Here is a 22981-nt window from a genome sequence, read left to right on the forward strand (position 1 = left end):
TTATAGGTTTAATTTTAATCCAAGAATAAATGATTTCGATTGTGGATAAGTTCCCATATCAATCAAAGAAGTAGACTCTGGATCAAGACCAGTATATTTGGTAACAGTAAATAAATTTTGACCAGACATATAAATACGCAGGTTGGCAGTTCCAACTATTCCTGGATTAAAAGTATATCCAATCTCAACATTTTTTAATCTTAAATAGGAAGCATCTTCTATAAAAGCACTAGACATCTGTTCTCCACCATTGGGATTAAAAGATACTCTAGGAATTGTGTTACTAGTTCCTTCCCCATTCCAGGCATCTAATATTGCTGTTGTAGAGTTAAGAGGCATCTTGGTACTATAAGATGTTACTTGTTTTGAATTATTGTAACGATCAACTCCTTCTACTCCTTGAAAAAGTAGTGATACATCAAAGTTTTTATAACTAGCATTAAAAGCAAAACCATAATTGATTTTTGGAATAGGGTTTCCTATAAAAGTTTTATCATTGGCATCGATTTTACCATCTCCATTTAAATCTTTAAACTTCATATCTCCAGGTAATTTACCATTTGTATTGCTATACAATTGAGAATTTATTTCTGCTGTATTTTGATAAATACCTTCAAAAACATAACCGTAATACGAGTTTATTGGTTGCCCAACAGTTGTTCTGGTGTTCGATTGCAGATTATCAATATTTTTGATATACTGCTGTAGAGCTTCAACTCTATTGGTTAGTGTTGTGAAATTTCCGCTGATTCCGTATTTAAACGCGTGGTCATTATTCTGAAAATTAGCTCCAAATTCAAATCCTTTATTGCTAATGACTCCTGCATTAACGAATGTAGATTCAATAACACCTACGGTTACTGCAGGTAAACCAACTGTTAATAGAATATCTTTGGTTCTTTTATCAAAATAGTCTGTTGTAATAGATAGTTTATTTTTTAAGATACTTAAATCCAAACCAAAATCGGTTTGAGTTGTGGTTTCCCACTTAATATCAGGATTTCCGTAACGGATAATTTTCACATTGTCATTTGTTTGTGAAACAAGTGTTTGGTAGGTATTATTAGGTATTTCCTGATTACCAGATTGTCCCCAACTTGCTCTAAGCTTTAAGTTTGAAATCCAATCGGCTTTTTCCATAAATTTTTCTTTGGATATAACCCAACCTCCAGAAACCGAGGGGAAATATCCCCATTTATTATTTGGTCCAAAACGAGAAGAACCATCAGCTCTAATTGTTGCAGTAGCGTAGTATTTATTGTCATATCCGTAGTTAGCAGAAGCAAAGAAAGAAACTAAAGCCCAACTGCTCCCAGTACCACTAGCATAATTATTTACATTTAATCCCCCATAATCCAAATAACGGAAAGGGTCGCTAGTATTATCATAATTATTTCTAGTTCCTCCTATATTATCACTTTTATTAATAATGTTTTCTGTACCCAATAAAGCATTGATAGTATGTTTCTCGTTAATCGTTTTTACATAGTTTAACGTATTACTAAAAGTAAAAGTCATGTCCTGTCCCATACTTTCATTAAGAGCCGAAGGTCTGTTTATTCTTCCCATTCCTGGATAAAGTGGATCTCCACCATCGTCATCTCCAAAATTTAAATTGAATTTTTTATCATGGGCAAACGTGATATCGGCTCCAAAACTACTTCTGAATTTCAATGATTTATCACTTAAGAGACTATACTCTCCATATACATTACCAAAAAGTCTAAAAGCTTTGATTTTGTTGTCTATAAGATTGGCTATCGCAATTGGGTTATAGGCTGTATCGTAATTATGGCTCCATCCAGTTAGCTTATCATTGCTCACATAAAAAGGCAAATCGGTATATGGGTTTGTAGCAGAGTAGGTTGGGTCATTTACATCTTTGTAAACTCCAAAAATAGAAGGACGAAACATCGCATAACGAATTACTCCCATGTCATCACCACTCGAGGATAATTTATCTCTTACACTGTTTGTAATTTGTATATTCGTTCCTACTTTTAAACGTTCAGAAAAATTGGAGTTCACATTAGCTCTAAAGTTAAGACGCTCATATTGGTTATTGCTTCCTACTATAATTCCTTTTTGTGCAAAATATCCTCCAGAGATCAAATACTGTGTAGTTTCGTTTCCGCCACTTGCCGAAAGTTGAAAATTAGTTGTTTGTCCAGTAGTAAATAATTCTTTCAACCAGTCGGTGTTTGCCAATGGTATTCCATTTACAGATCCGGCATTTTTGGCAGCTTGATAAGGGCTTATAGCATCCGGAGCATTTCCAGTAGTATTATGCCAAGCACGATCTACAACTGTTAAGTATTGATCTGAGTTTAATAACTTAGGAAGGTTAGTAGCATAATTTAATCCTGTATAATATTCGACATTGATAGTCGATTTTCCTTTCATTCCGTTTTTGGTAGTAATAAGGATTACACCACCTGCGGCGCGTGAACCATAAATTGCTGTTGCAGCAGCATCTTTTAATACAGTCATGGATTTAACATCCGATTGATTTAAAAAGTTTATATCACGAGTTGGAACCCCATCCACTACATAAAGAACTTCATTGTTTCCAAGAGTTCCTACACCTCTTATACGGATCTCAAGCCCATCTCCAGGTTGTCCTGAACTGGAACTTACAGATACACCTGCAACCTGACCTTGTAGCGCCTGACCTAAATCGGCAACTTTTGTTTTGGATAATTCACTCATATCAACAGTAGTGACAGCACTTGTGATAGCCGATTTTTTTTCACTTGTATATCCTACAATAACAACCTCATTCAAGGTATTTACATCTGTTGATAAAGTAATATTTAAATCTTTTTTACCCGCCACAGCAGCTTCTTGGGTTTGGTATCCAATATAACTGAAGATTAAGATAGCATTTGGAGGTAAATTTGTAATGGAATAATTACCATCAAAATCGGTTGTAGCATAATTAGAAGTTCCTTTTACGCTAATATTAACTTGTGGTATCGGACCATCATTATCCGAGACTACACCTTTAACAGTTTGAGCATGCATAATGCTCCCTGATAAAATCATTCCCAGTAAGAACAATTTGTAAATATATTTTTTCATCATCATAAAGAAGTGTTAATTGGATTACTAATTTGTTTGGTTTTTTTCATGGTTTTTCTATGTTAATTATGGCTCGTGGTTTTACGATAACGTTTGAATTAATTATCGTTTATAAAATTAGTTTAGGCGTATAAGAAATCGTGTACACTATTTCTTCAAAAGTGTACACTGAGATTTATTCATTATTAATCAGTGTTTTATCGTTTGTTTAGCTCTTTAATTTGTATTTAAGCTGGTAATTTTTAGGAGTTAAGTCGTATAGTTTTTTAAACTCACGGTAAAAATAAGAACGGTTATTAAAGCCAGATTGATAACAGACTTCAGAAACTGTTAATTTATTTTTACGTAACAATTCTGCAGCATATTTTAATCTAATGGTTCGGATTAAATCGCCTGGTGAAAAACCAAAAAGTTGTTTGGTTTTTCGATATAATTGCGAGTTGCTAATGCCTAATTCTTTTTCGATGAATAGACTTTGAAGATTTTCATTATCGATATTATTACGAATTAGCTCAATTACCTTTTTTATAAAATCTTTTTCCTCATTATTTATAGGAAGATCAGATAGGTTTTCTACAAGTGTATCTTGTTTAAAATATCTTGAAATCAGTTCTTTTTCTTCTAAAAGCTTTTGTATTCTTACTAGTAAATGATCAGGATAAAATGGTTTAGGGATATAAGAATTAGCACCACTTTCTATTCCTTCAATTCGGTGTATAACCGAGTCTTTTGCGGTAAGCATAATAAAAGGAATATGGCAGGTTTTAAGATTGGTTTTGATTTTCTTGCAAAGTTCAACACCGTCCATAAAAGGCATCATTACATCACTAATAATAATGTCCGGTAGTACATTTTCAATAATTTTTATGGCTTCCAGACCATTATAGGCGGTAATAAGTTTATATTTCTCACCTAATAACTCGTTAAGAAGCATGTGGATGTCTTTTTCATCCTCGACTATTAGTATTACTTTTCGATTGTCGGCAAGATCTTCCAGAGATAAAACTTTATTTGGAGTATCATCAGATCTAATTGGGTTTTCTTCCAGAATATTCTTTAAATGATGCGAAATTAAAATCGGACTTACCGCCGTATCTAATTCCTTTTCACTAAAATTATTTTTGTTGCAAGGAAGTAGAATAGTAAAGGTTGTTTCTTTGTTTAAAGAACTAGTAACCTGTATTTCACCCCTTAATACAGTAACTAGTTTTTTTACATAAGCCAGACCAATACCTGTTCTAAACATATTGTTATCTGCTTCTTTACTAGAATCTGCTAGGAAAAATTGATTAAATAAAGAGTCCAGTTCTTCTTTTGGGATTCCTTTTCCTGTATTTGTAATAGTTATATTTAATTTTTCGGTCCCTTTATCCTGAATATGAAACTTAACATCTATTTTCCCATTTACAGGAGTATATTTAAAAGCATTAGACATTAGATTAAATACTATTTTTTCAATTTTATCCTTGTCAAACCAGCCAGATAAAGTAGGAGGGATATTGAGGTTATACTCTATATTTTTATCTAAAGCCCATTCATCAAATAATTCCGCAATTTGTTCCACCAGATTTACCAAATCAAACTTTTTCACTGTTACTTCAAGATAATTGTATTCGGCTTTTCTAAACTCAAGTAATTGTTGGGTTAGAAACAATAATCTGGATGAATTTCGTTGAATCATCTGTATGAATTTCTGATTTCTTTCGCTGAGGTTAGTAGTTTCCGAAAGTTTTTGAATAGGACCAACAATTAGTGTTAGAGGAGTTTGAAATTCATGAGCAATATCTGTAAAAAAAGTAAGCCTGTTTTCATGAAGCTCCTTCTCCCTTTGTCTAAAAAGAATATTTTGGGTCAACGATTGCCGTTTTTTATAATAACTAAGAACAAATAACACAAAAGCCAATAACAGCAAAGAATAGATTATAATTGCAAGATTTGATTGCCAGAATACAGGCTTAACACGAATATCAATAGCATGAACCGGCTTACTCCAAACCCCATCACTATTAGACCATTTTATCCATAAAGAATAGTTTCCTTTGGGAACATTGGTAAAAGAAATAATTCGTCGGTTATTAATCGTATTCCAGCTTTTATCAAAATTCATTAACTGATAAGCATATTGGCATTTCTCAGTATTAATATACGTTAAAGCTGTTAACTCGATATCAAAAAAGTTTTGATTATGATTTAAAACAATTGCTGGGTGAGTACTGGAATTTGGAGATATAACTAATCCCTGATAATAAGGAACGGTTTGGTTTTGTCCGCTAATTTTATCAATAAAAAGATCAGGAATAATGTTAGATTCTTTTATCTTTTGAGGTAAAAAATAATTGAAACCTTTTATTCCTCCCATAAATATAAACTCAGAATTTTGTTCTTGATAAAATGCCCCATCAGCAAATTCATTATTTTGAAGCCCTTCGTTTCTTGTATAATTAGTAAGTTTTAACTTATTAAGATTAAAATTTGACAAGCCAAAATTAGTACTTAACCAAAGATTATTTTTTTTATCAGCAACAATTCCGTGAATCGTATTATTAGGAAGTCCATCTGCAACTGTAAAGCTTTTAAATACAGCTTCTCCATTATTTTTTATGTCTTCTAATAAGTTAAGACCAAAACTAGTACCAATCCAAAGCCTGTTTTTTGCATCAGTTTGCAAACATAAGATGTCATTATTAGACAGACTTTTGAGATCATTGGCATTATTTTTATAAGTACTAAAATGCTCTGATTTTTTATCAAATAAATTTAGACCTCCCAATCGGGTTCCTATCCAAAGTTGATTTTTATTCTTAGGAATTATAGAAAAAACAATATTACTGCTCAAAGTATTTTTCTTGTTACTATCAGCAAGGTATTTCTTGAAATCTGTTATTATTAATTTTTCTCCAGAACGTACAATCTTGCAACGAATTATCCCGTATCCATTGGTTCCTAGCCAAATAAAACCATCATCGTCCTGATAAATCGAATAGATTGATTTAAAGTAATTGCAGTCTTTATTGCCTATAATATCTGTCCAATTAATTAATTTTGATTTTTTCAAGTCAAAAACGGTAATTCCTTCGCCATCGGTGCCAATAAAAATCAGATCGTTTTGTCCTTTGCATAAAGCAAACACAGCATTATTTATAGCACTATTATTTTCATTGAAATTTTTATATACTAAAGGTTTCTCAGGATTGAGATAAAAATCAGAGGAGAACCGAAACAGACCCTTTCCTTTTGTGCCAACCCAAAAATAATTTTTGTCTACTTCTAAAAATGTTCTTACAATAGCGCCATCCAATTCTGGAACTTGCGATTTGGAGATGAGGTTAAATGATTTTTTGAGCGGGTACATCTTAATAATTCCATCACCATCAGTTCCTGCCCAAAGAATATTTTCATTTCCTCGAATTAATGTTGTTGTTTTTTGATTGTTTAGATATTTTAACCAATCATGGTTGATGATAGTACCATTGGGATCAATGATATAACACCCAGATTTACTTGAAACAACAAGACCTTCGGGAATATTTCCTATGCTGTTTTCAATGTCTTTTTTAGGAAGTAATGTGTTCCCTTTATTTGCAAAAGAATATAGATTGCAATCTCCTGTTATGGATACAGTACATATTTTTTCTTTGGAAACTATTCCAAAAGTTCGAATATTATCCGAAATTAATGTTACTTTAGAGATGGCTGGTTTGCTATTTTGGTTGTTTTTAAGAGATAAAGAGTAGAGCTTATTATCTTCAAATAAAAGAAGTAATTCACCGTTTAAAGTGAACTCCATTTTTTTTACTGCTTTTTTAGAAATTTTATTGGTATCCAATAATTGAAAATTATCACCGTCATAATAACCAATTCCCCAGTCTTTTACTGCACAAAACACTTTTTTGGAAGCATCCAGAGCCATGTTAAATTCAGATTCAGATAATGGGGGTATATTTTCTCTGGAAAAGTAATAATGCTGAAAAAGACCTGTTTTTTTATCATAACGATTTATTCCATGAATAGTAAGTATCCAAATTCGGCCCATATTATCCTCATCGATTTTAAGGATAACTTGATTGGTTAGGCTATTTTTATTATTTAACTCAGGTCTGAAAATTTCGAAGCTATTTCCATCATATCTATTTAGACCGTCCCAGGTTCCAATCCATAGTAAGTTTTCGGAATCCTGAAATATTGTATTAATAGAACTATTAGATAAGCCTTTGGTATTGTCTAATTGTTCCAATGAATATTTTAAATCCAATGATTTAGAAGAATCCCAAATCGATTTATAATCTGGATTATTAATTTTAGATTGCTCCGTTTTATCAAACTGATTGGTTATTGTAGTAGTAAAAGAAATATTTTTCTCTTTATTATTACAAGCAAACAGGGTTATAAATATAAAAAAACGAAATATGTTCTTAGTTTTCAAAGGGATAATTCTTTTAATAAATTTTAAAATCAATAGCATCATTGTTCTAGTTCGGTAACATCAGTATAGATGCAGAGCAGTGTGGTGTAACTTTTATTTTATTCTTAATTACATCGCATCTATGATTTTGTGATATAATTTAAGTTGAAATTTAAATTAAAGCGCTATTATACAGAGTGTAAGATATGGAAAAGCATATTGATAATAAGTGATTTTTATCAGATATTTTTAGGCAATGTAAAGGCAAATAGTTGTAGAGATGCACAGTTGTGCGTCTGGCATACAGAAGCAAAAAAAAAGCTGATACATTTTGTATCAGCTTTTTGTATCAAACTTTTCTAACCTTGGTTAGGGCAGCTTTATAATTTTCGTTTATCTTTTCCCAATTGATTACATTAAAAAAAGCATCGACATAACTATTTTTTCTATTTTGATAATCCAAATAATAAGCATGTTCCCATAAGTCCAGTGCCAAAATTGGAGTTCCCGGAATTAATGCATTTTTCATTAATGGATTGTCTTGATTTTCGGTTGTTGTAATTTGAAGTTTTCCTGCTTTATCAACAACTAACCAAACCCATCCGGAACCAAATTGTTTTGCGGCTTCGGCTTTAAACAAATTTTTAAAATTATTATAAGAGCCAAAATCTTTATTTATACCTCCAGCCAAAGTATCTGTAGCTTGTTCAGTCTCTGGTTTTGGAGTCATACATTTCCAGTAAAGAGAATGATTGTAATAACCTCCGGCATTATTACGGAGTTTAGCATCATTTAAATCTAGCTTTCCTAAAACTTGCTCAATTGTCATATTTGCATAATCTGTATTGGCAACAGCTTTATTTAAATTGTTTGTATACGTTAAATAATGCTTAGAGTAATGTGTTTCCAGAGTTAAAGATCGAATGTTTGGCGCCAATGCATTATAAGCATATGGCAGTTTATCGAGTTGGAAAGCCCCTGGATTTGCTTTTACCTCATCAGGAGTTCCTATGATTATTTTTTCATCCTTTGATGGTAACGGAACCTCAACTACTTCAGTCAATTTATTGTCGTTACAAGAAAGAATAGTAAGTGAAATCAAAATAAAAAACGAAAATCGAATACCATATTTTTTCATAAAATATCTATTTTGTTATTAGTGAATTAATGATTTCTATATAATTTTCTTTAGCTTCATCTATACTTAAATGACTAATTTGAATCCATGCATTTGTTTTAAAAGCATTTCGTAAATCAAAATTTTCCGATTGACTGTATTTTGCCGTTCCAAAAGTTGCTTGCTTATAAAAAGCATACAGCCTCAATTGCACATCTTGTGGCAGTGAGGCTTGCGTCATTTTGGAAGCAATTTCTACAGCCTCAAAAAATCGTGTATCTAAATCTTTTTCAGTCATTAAGCTTTTGTAGCAATTACGGTTTTACCACCAATTGCTGTTTGGTTTAATACTACATTAATTGGAGTACCCAAAGGTAAAAATATATCTACTCTAGAACCAAATTTAATAAAACCTGCATCTGTACCTTGTACTACCTGCATTCCTTCCTGTGCGTAATTTACAATTCGACGTGCTAATGCTCCGGCAATTTGTCTGTATAAAACTTCTCCAAAAGTTTTATTTTCGATTACAACAGTAGTTCTTTCATTTTCTTCACTTGCTTTTGGATGCCATGCAACCAAGAATTTACCTGGATGATATTTGCTGAATTTTACAATTCCGTCCAATGCATAACGAGTTACGTGTACATTTATAGGAGACATAAAAATCGAAATTTGAAGACGTTTGTCTTTGAAATATTCTCCTTCATAAACTTCTTCAATCACAACAACTTTTCCATCAACAGGAGCAAGGATTTGATTGATGTCTCTAATGGCAGTTCTTTTTGGATTTCTAAAAAACTGCAATATTATAATCAATAATAATAAAGCACTAATCTGAATTAACATTTTAAGCCAATTGATACTAATAAATTGATCAGTTAATAAGAGTACAACACTAACGAATATAGTGCCAAATAAAATGGATTGGGTTCCTTCTTTATGAAACATAATTTAAAATTTGATAAAATAAAAATACAATTGGTGCTACAAATATAACACTATCTAATCGATCTAAAACACCTCCATGTCCAGGCATTATTGTTCCGCTATCTTTAACTCCAGCTATTCTTTTGAATTTTGATTCAATCAAATCACCGATTGTACCGAAAACCCCAACTATTAAAGCAATAATGGTCCATATTAAAATAGATTTATCACTAAAATTAGGATTAGGCTTGATATATAATTTTGAAATTAAAAAACCTGCAAAACACGCAAAAACAACTCCGCCAAGAAATCCTTCGATGGTCTTTTTTGGTGAAATACGTTCAAATAATTTATGTTTTCCAATTGATTTTCCTACGAGATAAGCAAAGGTATCGTTTGTCCATATAAGAATAAACAATCCAATGATGATTTTTGGATTATAATCTTTAATTCCAAATGATATTTTGGTAATAAAAATAAAGGGTAATGTAATATAGCCTAATAAGTATAGATATTTAGATACTCTACTTATTGTTTGGGTATCATCAAATAAAAATACAATACATTTTACAGATATTAGCAATGTAATTACCAGCAATGCAGTATTTAATTGATCTATATTAAGAGTGAATTTAATATCCTCTTTTAAGAATTTATTGATGTAATTTTCAGTTTCATTTTTATAAAAGCTAATCAAACTGACAGCTGAGTAAAAAAGAGAAACAAATAAAAGGGAAAATACTTTATTGATGTGTGCTAGATTACAAAATTCATAAGTTGCAATAATTAGAAAAACACCAAAAAGTATAATAAAGCTTTCCGTAGAAAATAGGATAGAGGTTAGTAATAGTACTATATAAACGGCACCAGATAGAGCTCTCTTGAGGGTTTCATTCATCTTAAAGGTCTTCTAAGAGCAATAAATACAAATTCTTGGCAACACTTCCGTATTGCGTAAAATCTTCTTCTTTTGCTTTTTCGAAATATTTTATGGTGGTGATATTAGTTGGGTAATCTCTTTCGTATTTGCGTTTTATGGCACTAAGTCCATCACTTTTTGCAGTAAGTATTTGGCTTGTAGTTGCAATAATAACAATGTTTACTGGCAACTCATTTGGTTTGTTTTGTTTAATTTGTTTTGATGAAAATAAAATAGATCCTTCTTCGGCAATCAAGTTTTCGCAACTTGCCAATAAAAATTTAGGATTGGCAGGACTTTGGTATATTAATTTATTTTCTTCAAGCAAATGAAATAGGGCAGGCTCATAACATGCTGCTTCGCTTTCGAACCAGTCATTTTCTTCCAGAATGTTTTCAAATTGTTCATTTACTTCCAAAGTGTTTTCGCAATATAAAAACTTACCTCCATTTTTCTTAAAATTGAAAATGAATTGCTCATCTATAGAAAGAGGATTCTCTGAAGATGAATTGCTATATTCACTTTCATTCTCTTCTTCGGATGCGTCATGGCTGGAGCCAAATAATTTTTTAAAAAAACTCATTATTGTTGAAATGTTTTACATGTTAATTGAAAACGTTCAAAGATAAAAAAATCTTAATTCAAAAGTGGCTTTTGAATTAAGATTTTAAAAATAATTAAATTATTTTAATAGTATTATGAAACTACTTCTTCTAGATTTTTATCAAATGTACGTTTTCCGAATATTGCTTCAAGGTCATCTTTAAAAATAACCTCTTTTTCAATTAAGATATCAGCAAGTTGGTTTAACTTATCTTTGTTTTCTTCTAAGATTTGAATTGCTCTTTGGTATTGACCTTCAATTAATTCCGAAATTTCTTTGTCAATTACTTTTGCAGTGTCTTCAGAATATGGTTTTGAAAAGTTGTATTCGCTTTGTCCAGTTGAATCATAATAAGTAACATTTCCGATTTTTTCATTCAATCCGTAAATCGTTACCATAGCACGAGCCTGACGTGTAACTTTTTCTAAATCGCTTAATGCTCCAGTTGAAATTCTGTCAAAAGTTACTTTTTCTGCAGCTCTTCCGCCCATAGTAGCACACATTTCGTCTAACATTTGATCTGTTCTTACGATTTGTCTCTCTTCGGGTAAGTACCAAGCAGCTCCTAAACTTTGTCCGCGAGGAACAATAGTTACCTTAATAAGAGGAGCAGCATGTTCTAGCATCCAGCTTACAGTAGCGTGTCCTGCTTCGTGAATTGCAATTGCTTTCTTTTCGTCAGGAGTAATAATTTTGTTTTTCTTCTCTAGTCCACCTACAATTCTGTCTACTGCATCAAGGAAATCTTGTTTATCTACAGCAGTTTTGTTGTTTCTTGCAGCAATTAAGGCAGCTTCGTTACATACGTTTGCAATATCTGCTCCTGAGAATCCAGGAGTTTGTTTTGCTAGGAAATCTAAATCAAGACCTTCTACTTTTTTCAAAGGAGCTAAGTGTACTTGAAAAATTTCTGCTCTTTCACGAATGTCTGGTAAGTCTACAAATATTTGTCTGTCAAAACGACCAGCACGCATTAAAGCTTTGTCAAGAACATCGGCTCTATTTGTTGCAGCTAATACAATTACGTTAGAGTTTGTTCCAAAACCATCCATTTCGGTTAGTAATTGGTTCAATGTATTTTCTCTTTCGTCATTACCTCCAGACATATTGCTTTTTCCACGAGCTCTACCTACAGCATCAATTTCATCAATGAAAATGATTGCAGGAGATTTTTCTTTAGCTTGTTTGAACAAATCACGTACACGTGATGCTCCAACACCTACAAACATTTCAACAAAATCTGAACCTGATAGGGAGAAGAATGGTACTTGAGCTTCACCAGCTACAGCTTTTGCTAATAATGTTTTACCAGTTCCCGGAGGACCTACAAGTAAAGCACCTTTAGGTATTTTACCTCCTAGATTGGTGTATTTTTCAGGGTTTTTTAAGAATTCTACAATCTCTTGTATTTCCTCTTTCGCGCCTTCTAAACCAGCCACATCTTTAAATGTAGTTTTGATATCTGTTTTTTCATCAAAAAGTTTAGCTTTCGATTTTCCAATATTGAAAATTTGTCCGCCACCGCCACCAGCGCCGCCTGACATTTTTCTCATAATGAAAATCCAAACACCAATAATGATGATAATTGGAAGTAAGCTAATTAAAATATCGCTCCAGTTATTCTTTTGAAGGAAATTAAAATCTTTTAGCTTGCCTTCACTAACTGCTTTTTCTAATTTAGTTTGAAAAATCTGGTCATTACCAATTTCCAAAGTATAGTGAGGACCTTTATTTGGTCGGTCAAAAATATCTTTAGATACTTTTTTATTTGCTGGATCCTTAAGTCCAGCAGCATTAAGATACACTTCGGCTTCAGCTTTATTGTATACAATTACTTTATCAATTTGTCCTTTTTCTAAAAAATCATTGAATTTAGAAGAAGTTAATTGTGCCGGCTCTTGTAAACTTGATCCTCCGGTTGCAAAACTGATAAATAAAAATATTAAAAGTATTGCGGTATAAATTAACCAAGGACTTATTTTAAATTTACTCGGGGTTGGATTATTATCTTTAGCCATTTGAAGAAAGTTTCTTTAGTATTTGTTTTCGATTGTAGTTATTTTGGCATCTCCCCAAAGACTCTCGATATTGTAATATTCTCGAATGTGTTTTTGAAATACGTGAACAACAATGTGCACGTAATCCATAAGAACCCATTCCGCGTTATCGGTTCCTTCTACATGCCATGGTTTGTCTTTTAATTCTTTTGATACAGTTTTTTGTATTGAGCCTACGATGGCGTTAACTTGAGTATTCGAATTTCCGTTGCAAACGATAAAATAATCGCAAACTGCTGCGTCTATTTCCCTTAAGTCCAGGATAGTGATATCATTTCCTTTTACTTCTTCGATTCCTTTGATTATGTTCGCTAACAGAACATCATTATTAACAGTCTTTTTCGCCATGAATTATTTTATATGAGTTTGTAAAGTTACCAATTTTTGTGATTATTTTTGAACCTTAACAAAATATTAAATTAAGTTATATAAATTATTTAGATGAAACTAATCAAACTCGATGCCATAGATTCTACGAATGAGTTCTTAAAATCATTAAGTAGCCAACACGAACTTGAGAATTTTACGGTGGTCACTGCCGAGAATCAAACAAAAGGGAAGGGGCAGATGGGAGCAGTATGGCGTTCGGATATAGGTAAGAATTTAATAATGAGTGTATTGGTGAGGGGTTTTTTGCATAGTAATGAGCAGTTCTATAATCTGAATATTATCATTTCGCTATCAGTAATAAAGATTTTAGAAGAGTTAAATATTCCTGATTTAAGTATTAAATGGCCTAACGACATTATGTCATACAATAAGAAGATAGGTGGTATTTTGATAGAAAATACGCTCAAAAGTGACGGAACTATTGTGTCAGTTGTTGGTTTAGGATTAAATGTAAATCAGACAAATTTCGATAATCTGCCAAATGCTTCCTCTCTTTCTGTGATTTGTAACGCCGAATTTAACAAAGAAGAACTTGTAGAATTGATTGTAGAGAAAATGAAACAGAAAATTATTCTTTGGCAAGAGCAATCTGTCCTATTTTGGGATGAATATTTTAATAAATTGTTTAGAAAAGGAGTTCCCATGCCTTTTAAAAATCTTAACCCAGAAGCTTTGGGACAAAATTTTATGGGAATTATTCAAGGCGTTTCCCCAATAGGAAAACTACAAATTTTATTAGAAGATGACTCGGTATCAGAATTTGAAATTAAGGAAATACAGATGCTTTATTAAAAGGTGCTAAGGTTCTAAGCTGCAAAGGTTCTAAGTGACAAAGGTTCAAAGGTTTTATTCTGATTGTGATTTTTTGTTTTTTATTCTCTTAGTAACTGTGTGAGAAAAAAAACGGTTTAAGTCTGTATTGATATGCGTGAAACTTTTTTTAATCATTTTTAATCCATTTAATCTGTGGCAAGTAAAAGGTTCAGAGATTTCTAGTTATGAGCTGAAACAAAAAGTCCGATTTAGCAAAGCTAAATCGGACTTTTTAAATTTTATAATTAATAATCAACAATCGATAATTAATAATTAAAGCTTCGTCATATTATTGGCAAGAGTTTCGATAAATTTCCCAATAGGTCCTTTTATCATCATAGCCATCATCGGGTTGAATTCTCCTTCAAAATCAAGTTTTACAGCACTAGAAGTGTCCGAAACAGATTCGATGTTAGAAACAAGCGTAAAGGGTAATTTATCGCTTGCAGCACCCAAAACAATTTTGCTTGGAGCTGTTTTTTCTTTCATTTTTAATTTTATTTCTGGCATCCCTTTTAATCCAAAAATAAAAGCATCTTCGCCAATTACTTCAAATTTAGCAATGTTGTCAGGCATTAATTTTTCAAAATTTCTCACATCACTCAATAAATCAAATAATTCTTGAGCCGATTTCTCAACAGTAACTTTTGGACTTTCTAAGTTCATATTTTATTTTTTATTTAAATAATATCGTAAATTTTTACTGCAAAGTTTTTATGTTGTTAAACGTTATAAGCACAAACCTGTATTGGAACTAAATTTCTAAATCAAGATTAATAAATCTAGTCAGAAATTACTCTTCTTGTCTCCAAACCATCGGGTTTACGTTCCATTCCTGCAAGGTAACTAAATCTTCTTCGGGAATGTATTTTTTAGCAACAGCAAGGTTTAATAAGTTCGAATAGTTGCTCAATGTGTACAAGTCGATATTTGCATTCTGGAAGTTCTTTTCTGCAACATCAAAGCCATATGTGAATATTGCAGCCATCCCTTTTATATTGGCTCCAGCATTACGCAGGGCTTCAACAGCAAGTAAACTACTATTTCCTGTGCTTATTAAATCTTCGACAACAACAACATTTTGTCCTTTTTGTAAAAAACCTTCAACTTGATTTTGTCTTCCGTGTTTTTTAGCTTCTGGTCTAACATATACAAACGGTAATCCTAAGCTTTCGGCAACAAGAATACCAATACCTATGGCACCTGTAGCGACTCCAGCGATTACATCTGGCTTACCAAATTGTTTTTCAATGTTCTTAGCAAACTCATCTCTAACATAATTTCTGATGCTCGGAAATGAGAGAATTAGCCTGTTATCACAATAAATAGGTGACTTCCATCCAGAAGCCCATGTAAAAGGATTTCCTGGATTCAATTTAATTGCATTTATTTGCAAAAGCAATTCGGCTGTTTTTTCGGCAGTATCTTTATTAAAAATCATAGTACAAATGTATAAAGTTTTTGTGAACGACAAACCACTTTTTTTGACAAATGAAATCTCCAAAGAGACTAATTTTCAATTGTTCTTGTTGGAAAGTATTGACATAGAGCAAATTATAGTCAAAATGTTCCAAAATAAAATTCAAGCGGCGTATTTATATCATCCTGATGAAAAGGAAATTATGAAAACGTTAAAGTCAAAAATCCCTGTCAATAAAGCAGGAGGAGGGCTAGTTTATAATAAAAAAGGAGAGGTTTTATTCATCTTCCGAAATGGAAAATGGGACTTACCAAAAGGCGGAATAGAAAAAGGTGAGGAGATAGAAGACACTGCCATGCGTGAGGTAGAGGAGGAAACTGGTGTAGGTAAATTAAGAATTACCAATAAATTACAGAAAACGTATCACGTTTTTAAACGCAATGGTAAATACAAATTAAAAATTACACATTGGTTCGAAATGCAATCCGATTTTAAAGGAACGCCACAAGGACAATTAGAAGAAGGAATCGAAAAAGTTGCCTGGTTAAATCCGGTACAAATAAAAGAAGCACTTAAAAACTCTTACGAAAACATCAAATTATTATTCGAAGAAGAAAATAAAGTTATTGTAAAAGAGAGTGGAGAAGATATAACAGAGAGTATAGAGAATAAATAGGACTTTACTATTTTATATTAAGCACCTTAATAATGGCGTGCCACCATATAAAAAAAGACCCAATGAGCATTACGTTCATTGGGTCTTTTCTTACATGCTGTCGGGCTATACGCGCTACTTTGGTAGCTTGCTGCTATCCCTCACGCAGGATTTTGTTTGTGGTTAAGTAGTATTCAGTCTCAGTTTTCAGTTGCGTGTGCTAGTGCCTTGTTGATGAATCTATTTATATTTTTATATTGAATTAATAATCAAGATTAAATAATCCTTGTTTGATTTAGATTATTTTTACGGGTGTGATGATCGTGCCAGCTGAGGGAATTAATGACCTTTATAATTGGTTTTGCCTATATATTATATTTTTATTAAACTTTCTTCTAAAGCTTTTAGAGTTTTTCCATTAGAATCTTTCCAACTCTGAGGCCCACTTCTGCTAGTTCCTGCAACTAATGCTGCTGCGTATGAGGATGAACTTAAAATGATATCTTTTGTTAGTATAAGTCTGTTATTTTTTTTAATTAGAATTTGATCTTCAATTAGTTTATTTCTCATTGAGTTTATTTTCCCAGGAATACTTGTTGTAGTTTCTATTGAAATTTCAGAGTTCTTAATTAATAGAAATCCTTCATCATTTTGTTTTCCTTCCGCAGAAAGGCCATTAACATTAAAAAAGAATTTATGTTCAAACAATGATTCAGTGTTTGTGTAAATGTTTTCAGAATTTGTGGAATTTATAGGTTCCAATAATTTATGACCTAAAGTTCCTAAAATCATTTTTGCATTATGAATAAATTCTTCCATGGCATCTTTTTCTGCTCGAGGTAAAGTAGATTCAGTTGGTTTGTTTCCATTTTGCGTGGTATACCTATCTGCATTTTTAGTAATATCTGATAATCGGGATTCTAGATATTTTATATGAGATTTAGTTAGATGTTCATCTTTACTTGTGAATAAAATAACTTCATTCCAAAAGTCCTTTTTACTATCATGTTCGATAAGTCTTTTGTAGACATTTTCAGATTCACCAATATAAACTGCATTTTTGTCATCAGTCGAGTGTTTTTCGAGTAAAAAATATACTCCAGGGCGTTGTGATTCAGTCCATTTTTTTAACTCTGAAAAACGACTTCTTGGACATGCAATTGCTTGTCCTGACCAATTTGCAATTTCTACATGACGTAATCCGCTAGGTGAGCCGTCTGATAAATATATTCTTATGCTTTTTCCAAACATTTTTTATTTTTAAATTAACTAAAAATATTCATAATTATAAAAGCTCCTAAATTAATGGAGTGGAGAAAATATTTTAAGTTCGTGATTTTCAAAAATAATCAAAAAAAGTATAAAATAAGGAAAGTTACTATTAATTTAAGACAGATATTTTTCAAAGGTAAAAGCTTGAATAGAATAATATTACGAGAAACATGTAATAAATATTGATAATATCAAACTAAACAAAACTTTGACAAAGGTTTTCCGAAACAGCTTTGCGGTCTTTGAGTATTTCAAGATAATCTAAATAAAAACCTTTGCGACCTCTGCGGTTAAACTCATAAAACACGATAAACCGGATATTGCAAATGCGCTTTTTCATAATAGGCAGAATGTTTGTAAATCCAATCTAATTGTGCTTCGGGGTTTTTAGCAAATTTAGGGTCATTGAGTTTGGCTTGCTCCAAATCGGCTTTTAATTTTGGATTATCTTTTAGAAGTTTTGCTGCGGTATCTTCAAAAACATATTCTGAGTATCCTTCTTTTTGTTGTAGCATCGTATCAAAGAAATTCCAGTTAAAGAAAGAGTCCACACCTTCGGGTTCTAATGTTTCTAATAGGTATTTAATTGCTTTTTGTTGGGTAGAAAATATGTAATCACCTTTGTAAAAAGGAACTTTTGTTATTTGAGAAGTAACTTTAGTGTTTCGGTGTAAATAATGTCCTTCGTAGGCTGAGTTTGTCGTTTTAAAATCGGCAATTCTATGGCTTTCAACTTCTATTATCGTATCTTTTTTTAGTTGCGTGTAGGTAACGTCATTACTTTTGAGTAAATCGATAACATTCCAGAATCCTTTAGGAATAATATAGGCTGTAGGAACGGTAATATCTTTAACCGATTTGAACTCTTTTATATACGGAATGTCTTTTTTGTATGGTTTTGTTCTGTCGTAGAATAATCTGTCTCCAGTTGTGGCTTCACTCTTTTTATGACTTGCTTCGTACCCTAAGAATGAAAAAGTTGTCATTTTAGTGCTATCAATTTCCCATTTAATGGTATAAGGTTTTTTAGGTGCATATTGCGTTTCGTTTTTCAAACGCATTTCTTTTATTTTCTTATAATTGGCATCAGTAAAATCAATTGTAGATGTCATGTATTCGTAAGTAGCTTTTACACGCTCGGCATAATTTTTAAGCATATGTGTTTCGACCACAAACCCAATGGTATTAAAAAGAGAAGTATAACCGGTTGTATAACGAGGGGTATCCGAAAATTGTATAAAACCATTATCAGGAGTTTCTTCAAAAGCATTGACATAAGGAGTTGTTTCTATATTTTTTTTCTGTAAATCTTTTACCAATGCTGGCATCATTTCCAGATTTAGATAATCGCCTAAAACAGTACCTAATTTATTATGTTGCGTCATGATATAAGTAAGTTTGTATTGGTAATCAGAACCATTACTTACGTGGTTATCGATAAAAACATCAGGGTTTGTTTTATGAAAAATTTCTACAAAACTTTTTGTATTACGCGTATCCGATTTAATTAAATCACGGTTTAAGTCATAGTTTCTGGCGTTTCCGCGAAAACCATATTCTTCTGGTCCGTCCTGATTGGCTCTTGTAGTTGAGTTTCTGTTTAAAGCACCGCCAATATTATAAACAGGAATTGTTACTATTACGGTATTTTTTGGCGCTTTTATCTTTCCTAAAGCCAAATCTCTAAACAGTTGCATAGTTGCGTCAATTCCGTCAGGTTCGCCAGCGTGAATACCATTGTTAAGAAGAATTACAGCTTTGTTCTTTTTGATTGCCTCAAAATCAAATTGTTTGTCAGGATTAAAAGTTATCATGTATAGCGGATATCCACTATCTGTAAGTCCCATTTCCTGCATTTTGATAGTTGGGAAATCATGTGCAAGAAGTGTGTAGTATTTTATGGTTTCTTGATAATTAGCCGATTGGTTTCCGTTTCCTTTTTCGAAATAAGTGTCGTATTTATTGGCTTTCTGAGCAAAGGTTGTGCAGGTTAGAAAGAAAAAGCATAATGTGAAAATTCTCATGGTTTGGTTTTTTAATAGGAACCAAATATAATTATTTTTCTGAGAGAAGTTTTTTTTTAAAGGCACTAAGATTCTAAGCTACAAAGGGACAAAGGTTACTTAGATTATCTAATTTTCTGGAGCGATTAACTCCAAAGGATGTAAAACTCTATAAAATAACAAAGCTTTGCGAACTTTGCGATTTTATAAAATCTTACCTAATAAAACATTTGCTTCCTTTGCGGTAAAAAAAACTGTGATTTAGTTTAAAATTAACCGCATAGGACGCAAGGATTTACGTAAAGAACGCAAAGCTTTGTTTTAACTGTGACTGTGACTGTCACTGTCACTGAAAACTTAATTTATAAATACCTAGCCAATTCTATAATTCCTTCTTCGATTTGTTGTTCGCTTAAGGATGCGTAGCCAAGTCTAAAACCTGATATGGGTTTATCAAAACTAAACTTCTCGGGTGTTATGATTTTTATTCCTTTTAAAAGGAGTTTATCTGCAATTTCGGGGATATCTACAGGTGAATTTGGTACAATCCAAAATGCCAAACCGCCTTCGGGTTTTACGAATGTTGTTTTATCTTTTAGGTATTTATTGCAAATGGTTTCAAAATAATCCCTTTTAGCTTTGTAAATGATAGTGGTGCGTTTGAGGTGTCTTTTTATTTCACCTTCATTTATAAGTTGTAAAACTGCTTCTTCCATTATATTATCGCCTTGCACGTCTATCATTTTTCGGTGTTTGGCTACTTTTTCTACGGTTTCGGGACTGCTTACCAAATAACCAATCCTTAAAGCAGGCGCAACGATTTTGCTCAATGTTCCTATGTAAATCGTGTTTTTGGCATTGCTATAACTCGAAATAGGTAAGATTGGTCTTTGTCCGAAATGGAATTCGTTGTCATAATCGTCTTCAATAATTGTAAAACCGTATGTATTGGATAATTCTACGAGTTTTAATCTCCTTTTTAAACTCAGTGTTACAGTCGTTGGAAATTGATGATGCGGCGTAACGTAAATTGCTTTAATATTCTTGTATTTGGTTACGTATTCTTCGACTTCATCAATTACTAATCCATCTTTGTCAATATTTATAGGAAGTAATTGGGCTCCGGCATTTTCAAATGTTTCCCAAGCGGGTTTGTATCCCGGATTTTCGACCATTATATAATCTCCTTTGGTAAATAAACAATGGGAGGCGAGGTACATGGCCATTTGACTTCCTCGGGTAATGCATATTTCATCTGGAGTTATATTCATTCCTCTTTTAAAATTTAGCATTTGCACAATGGCTTTTCTAAATTCTAAATTTCCAAGTTCGTTGCTATAACCCATTATCTGCCAGCGCGATTTTCGATTAAAAATTTGTCTGTAAGCCCTTGCCAGTTCATTCATGGGTGCAATTCGGCTATCGGGAATACCATCATCAAAAATTAAAAGGGGTTTTACTTCTTTAGGTGTAGATTCAATCTTTCTTTTATGATTTGTAGTTTCAGTAATAATAGGTAAAACATCGGCAACAAAAGTCCCTTTTCTTTCCATTGTAATAAGCCAACCTTCGGCTATGAGTACATCTAGGGCTTCAATAACCGTATTTCTGTTTACTTTGAGTAGTCCAGCAAGTTGCCTGCTTCCTGGTAAAGCATTTCCGCTATTAAGAATTCCTGTTTTTATGGCTTCTATAATGGCATCGGCGATTTGGAGATAAATCGCTTTATCGGAATTATTATTTATCTGAATTTCTAATTGCCAAGGTCTTAACATCTGGACTAGGTGTTTGTGTTTAAACTGTGTTATATAGGTAGTCCAAAGTTACGGTAATTTTGTAACGCAATAATGCAAAAAACAAACAAATTATATAATCATGGAAACTAAAAAACAATTTTCATCAAAAGACTTTCACGAAACATTTGCACGACCAACTTTTGTGATGCCAGAAAAATTAATACATAGAGATGTTGAGCAAGCTGGAGTTCATAATCAATTTTCTACGGAAAGAAAGCATCCTGTTTTCTTTATTGATCTCCCGAGTAAAAACGTAAGTATGACTATTGGTGGTTTATTGCCAGACCAAATGACAAATAGACACAGACATACGTATGAAACGGTCTTGTATGTAATAGAGGGGCATGGTTATACCGAAGTAGAAGATGTAAAAGTAGAGTGGAAGGCAGGCGATGCAGTTTATATCCCGAGTTGGGCTTGGCACAGACACAAGAATTTAAGCAACGTGGTATCGGCTAAATATATAGCTTGTGAAAACGCACCTCAACTACAAAATTTAGGTGTTGCATTGCGTGAAGAAGAAGGAAGAGATATTTAATTAAAAAAGAAAAGTAAATGAAAAACACATTGTTTAAAGGTATTATTGCCTATCCGATTACTCCGTTTGACAAAGACGAAAAAGTAAATATTGTATTGTATAAAAAGTTATTAGAAAGATTGATTGTTTCTGGTTCTCATGGTGTTGCTCCGTTAGGAAGTACAGGTGTTATGCCGTATTTAACGGATGAAGAAAAAGAAGCAATTACTGAAGCTACTATAGAACAAGTTAATGGTAGAGTTCCTGTTTTAGTGGGTGTATCAAACCTAACTACCGAAAAAACAATTTATCATGCTAAGTTTGCCGAAAAAGCAGGTGCGGATGCAGTTATGATAATTCCGATGAGTTATTGGAAACTTACGGATGATGAAATTGTACAGCATTATGATGCTGTTGCCAAGCAAATTTCGATTCCTATAATGGCGTATAATAACCCTGCAACGGGTGGGGTAGATATGTCGCCAGCATTATTAAAAAGACTTTTGGAGATTCCGAATGTTACTATGATTAAGGAAAGTAGTGGAGACGTACAAAGAATGCATTATTTAAAAAGGGAACTTGGTGATGATGTTACATTTTTTAATGGATCGAACCCGCTGGCATTGGCAGCATTTTCTGCTGGTGCAACTGGATGGTGTACTGCAGCGCCTAATTTAATTCCGGAACTGAATGTTGATTTATACAATGCAATTCAGAATAATGATTTACAGGAAGCTCAAAAGGTATTTTATAAGCAATTGAATCTTTTAAAATTCATTGTAAATAAAGGTTTGCCAAGAACGATTAAAGCTGGTTTGAAAATTAAGGGGATTGATGGAGGTTTTTTAAGAAGTCCGTTGAAGCCATTAACTGAAAGTGAAATAGCTGAATTAGAGTTGATTTTTAAGGAATTAGAGTGAGAATTTTAACCGCAAAGGTCGCAAAGTTTTTTTATAAGTAAGATGCTGTAAAATCGCAAAGTTCGCAAAGCTTTGTGTTTTACCA

18 protein-coding genes are annotated in these 22981 nt (G+C 32.4%); 4 read left to right on the plus strand and 14 right to left on the minus strand.

The genetic code is table 11. The features are described from left to right. The 9 genes from OIU83_RS16210 to rsfS all read right to left on the minus strand — a co-directional run bounded on the left by OIU83_RS16210 (position 1) and on the right by rsfS (position 13458). On the minus strand, positions 1–3087 hold the full coding sequence (locus OIU83_RS16210) for a SusC/RagA family TonB-linked outer membrane protein (protein WP_264207305.1): 3087 nt from the start codon (positions 3085–3087) through the stop codon (positions 1–3). A 202-nt stretch (positions 3088–3289) separates the two neighbouring features. After that, positions 3290–7504, minus strand: a complete 4215-nt coding sequence (locus OIU83_RS16215) for a hybrid sensor histidine kinase/response regulator transcription factor (RefSeq protein ID WP_264207306.1) — start codon at positions 7502–7504, stop codon at positions 3290–3292. Positions 7505–7832: 328 nt separating this feature from the next. Next, complete coding sequence (locus tag OIU83_RS16220) at positions 7833–8621, minus strand: superoxide dismutase (protein WP_319005358.1); 789 nt, start codon at positions 8619–8621, stop codon at positions 7833–7835. Positions 8622–8628: 7 nt separating this feature from the next. Beyond that, entirely contained in the window at positions 8629–8898 is a 270-nt protein-coding gene (locus tag OIU83_RS16225; protein WP_264207307.1) for an acyl-CoA-binding protein, read from the minus strand. Beyond that, positions 8898–9551, minus strand: a complete 654-nt coding sequence (locus OIU83_RS16230; RefSeq protein WP_264207308.1) for a phosphatidylserine decarboxylase family protein — start codon at positions 9549–9551, stop codon at positions 8898–8900. Before OIU83_RS16230 ends, OIU83_RS16225 begins: the two co-directional genes overlap by 1 nt. After that, positions 9541–10428, minus strand: coding sequence for a phosphatidate cytidylyltransferase (locus OIU83_RS16235; RefSeq protein WP_264207309.1), 888 nt, complete (start codon positions 10426–10428; stop codon positions 9541–9543). Before OIU83_RS16235 ends, OIU83_RS16230 begins: the two co-directional genes overlap by 11 nt. A 1-nt stretch (position 10429) precedes the next feature. Further along, on the minus strand, positions 10430–11032 hold the full coding sequence (locus OIU83_RS16240) for a lactate utilization protein (protein ID WP_264207310.1): 603 nt from the start codon (positions 11030–11032) through the stop codon (positions 10430–10432). Between the two features lie 113 nt (positions 11033–11145). Further along, positions 11146–13071, minus strand: a complete 1926-nt coding sequence (gene ftsH / locus OIU83_RS16245; RefSeq protein ID WP_264207311.1) for an ATP-dependent zinc metalloprotease FtsH — start codon at positions 13069–13071, stop codon at positions 11146–11148. A 15-nt stretch (positions 13072–13086) separates the two neighbouring features. Next, the gene (gene rsfS, locus OIU83_RS16250; RefSeq protein WP_264207312.1) at positions 13087–13458 is read right to left on the minus strand and encodes a ribosome silencing factor; all 372 of its coding nucleotides are present in this window, start codon (positions 13456–13458) and stop codon (positions 13087–13089) included. A 93-nt stretch (positions 13459–13551) separates the two neighbouring features. On the opposite strand from rsfS, the gene OIU83_RS16255 reads away from it, so the two are divergent. Next, positions 13552–14292, plus strand: a complete 741-nt coding sequence (locus OIU83_RS16255; protein WP_264207313.1) for a biotin--[acetyl-CoA-carboxylase] ligase — start codon at positions 13552–13554, stop codon at positions 14290–14292. 294 nt (positions 14293–14586) lie between these two features. Here OIU83_RS16255 and OIU83_RS16260 read toward each other — a convergent pair whose 3' ends face one another. Both OIU83_RS16260 and pyrE read right to left on the minus strand, forming a co-directional pair. After that, positions 14587–14979: an SRPBCC family protein gene (locus tag OIU83_RS16260; protein WP_264207314.1), complete on the minus strand. Its 393-nt coding sequence runs from the start codon at positions 14977–14979 to the stop codon at positions 14587–14589. Positions 14980–15106: 127 nt separating this feature from the next. Next, a complete protein-coding gene (pyrE, locus tag OIU83_RS16265) occupies positions 15107–15754 on the minus strand; it encodes an orotate phosphoribosyltransferase (RefSeq protein WP_264207315.1) in 648 nt (215 codons plus the stop codon). Between the two features lie 7 nt (positions 15755–15761). On the opposite strand from pyrE, the gene OIU83_RS16270 reads away from it, so the two are divergent. Next, positions 15762–16409, plus strand: a complete 648-nt coding sequence (locus OIU83_RS16270) for an NUDIX hydrolase (RefSeq protein WP_264207316.1) — start codon at positions 15762–15764, stop codon at positions 16407–16409. Positions 16410–16760: 351 nt separating this feature from the next. Here OIU83_RS16270 and OIU83_RS16275 read toward each other — a convergent pair whose 3' ends face one another. The 3 genes from OIU83_RS16275 to pdxR form a co-directional block, all read right to left on the minus strand. After that, positions 16761–17639, minus strand: a complete 879-nt coding sequence (locus OIU83_RS16275; RefSeq protein WP_264207317.1) for a GIY-YIG nuclease family protein — start codon at positions 17637–17639, stop codon at positions 16761–16763. Positions 17640–17956: 317 nt separating this feature from the next. Continuing rightward, positions 17957–19684: a M14 family metallopeptidase gene (locus OIU83_RS16280; protein WP_264207318.1), complete on the minus strand. Its 1728-nt coding sequence runs from the start codon at positions 19682–19684 to the stop codon at positions 17957–17959. Positions 19685–20025: 341 nt separating this feature from the next. Then, the gene (pdxR, locus tag OIU83_RS16285; RefSeq protein ID WP_264207319.1) at positions 20026–21438 is read right to left on the minus strand and encodes a MocR-like pyridoxine biosynthesis transcription factor PdxR; all 1413 of its coding nucleotides are present in this window, start codon (positions 21436–21438) and stop codon (positions 20026–20028) included. 100 nt (positions 21439–21538) lie between these two features. On the opposite strand from pdxR, the gene OIU83_RS16290 reads away from it, so the two are divergent. Then, on the plus strand, positions 21539–21997 hold the full coding sequence (locus tag OIU83_RS16290) for a cupin domain-containing protein (protein ID WP_264207320.1): 459 nt from the start codon (positions 21539–21541) through the stop codon (positions 21995–21997). A gap of 17 nt (positions 21998–22014) precedes the next feature. Beyond that, positions 22015–22896 (plus strand): dihydrodipicolinate synthase family protein, encoded by an 882-nt coding sequence (locus OIU83_RS16295; RefSeq protein WP_264207321.1) that lies wholly within the window; start codon positions 22015–22017, stop codon positions 22894–22896. Positions 22897–22981 lie beyond the last annotated feature (85 nt).

Origin of the sequence: Flavobacterium shii (assembly GCF_025847235.1) — a bacterium.
Lineage (GTDB): Bacteria > Bacteroidota > Bacteroidia > Flavobacteriales > Flavobacteriaceae > Flavobacterium > Flavobacterium shii.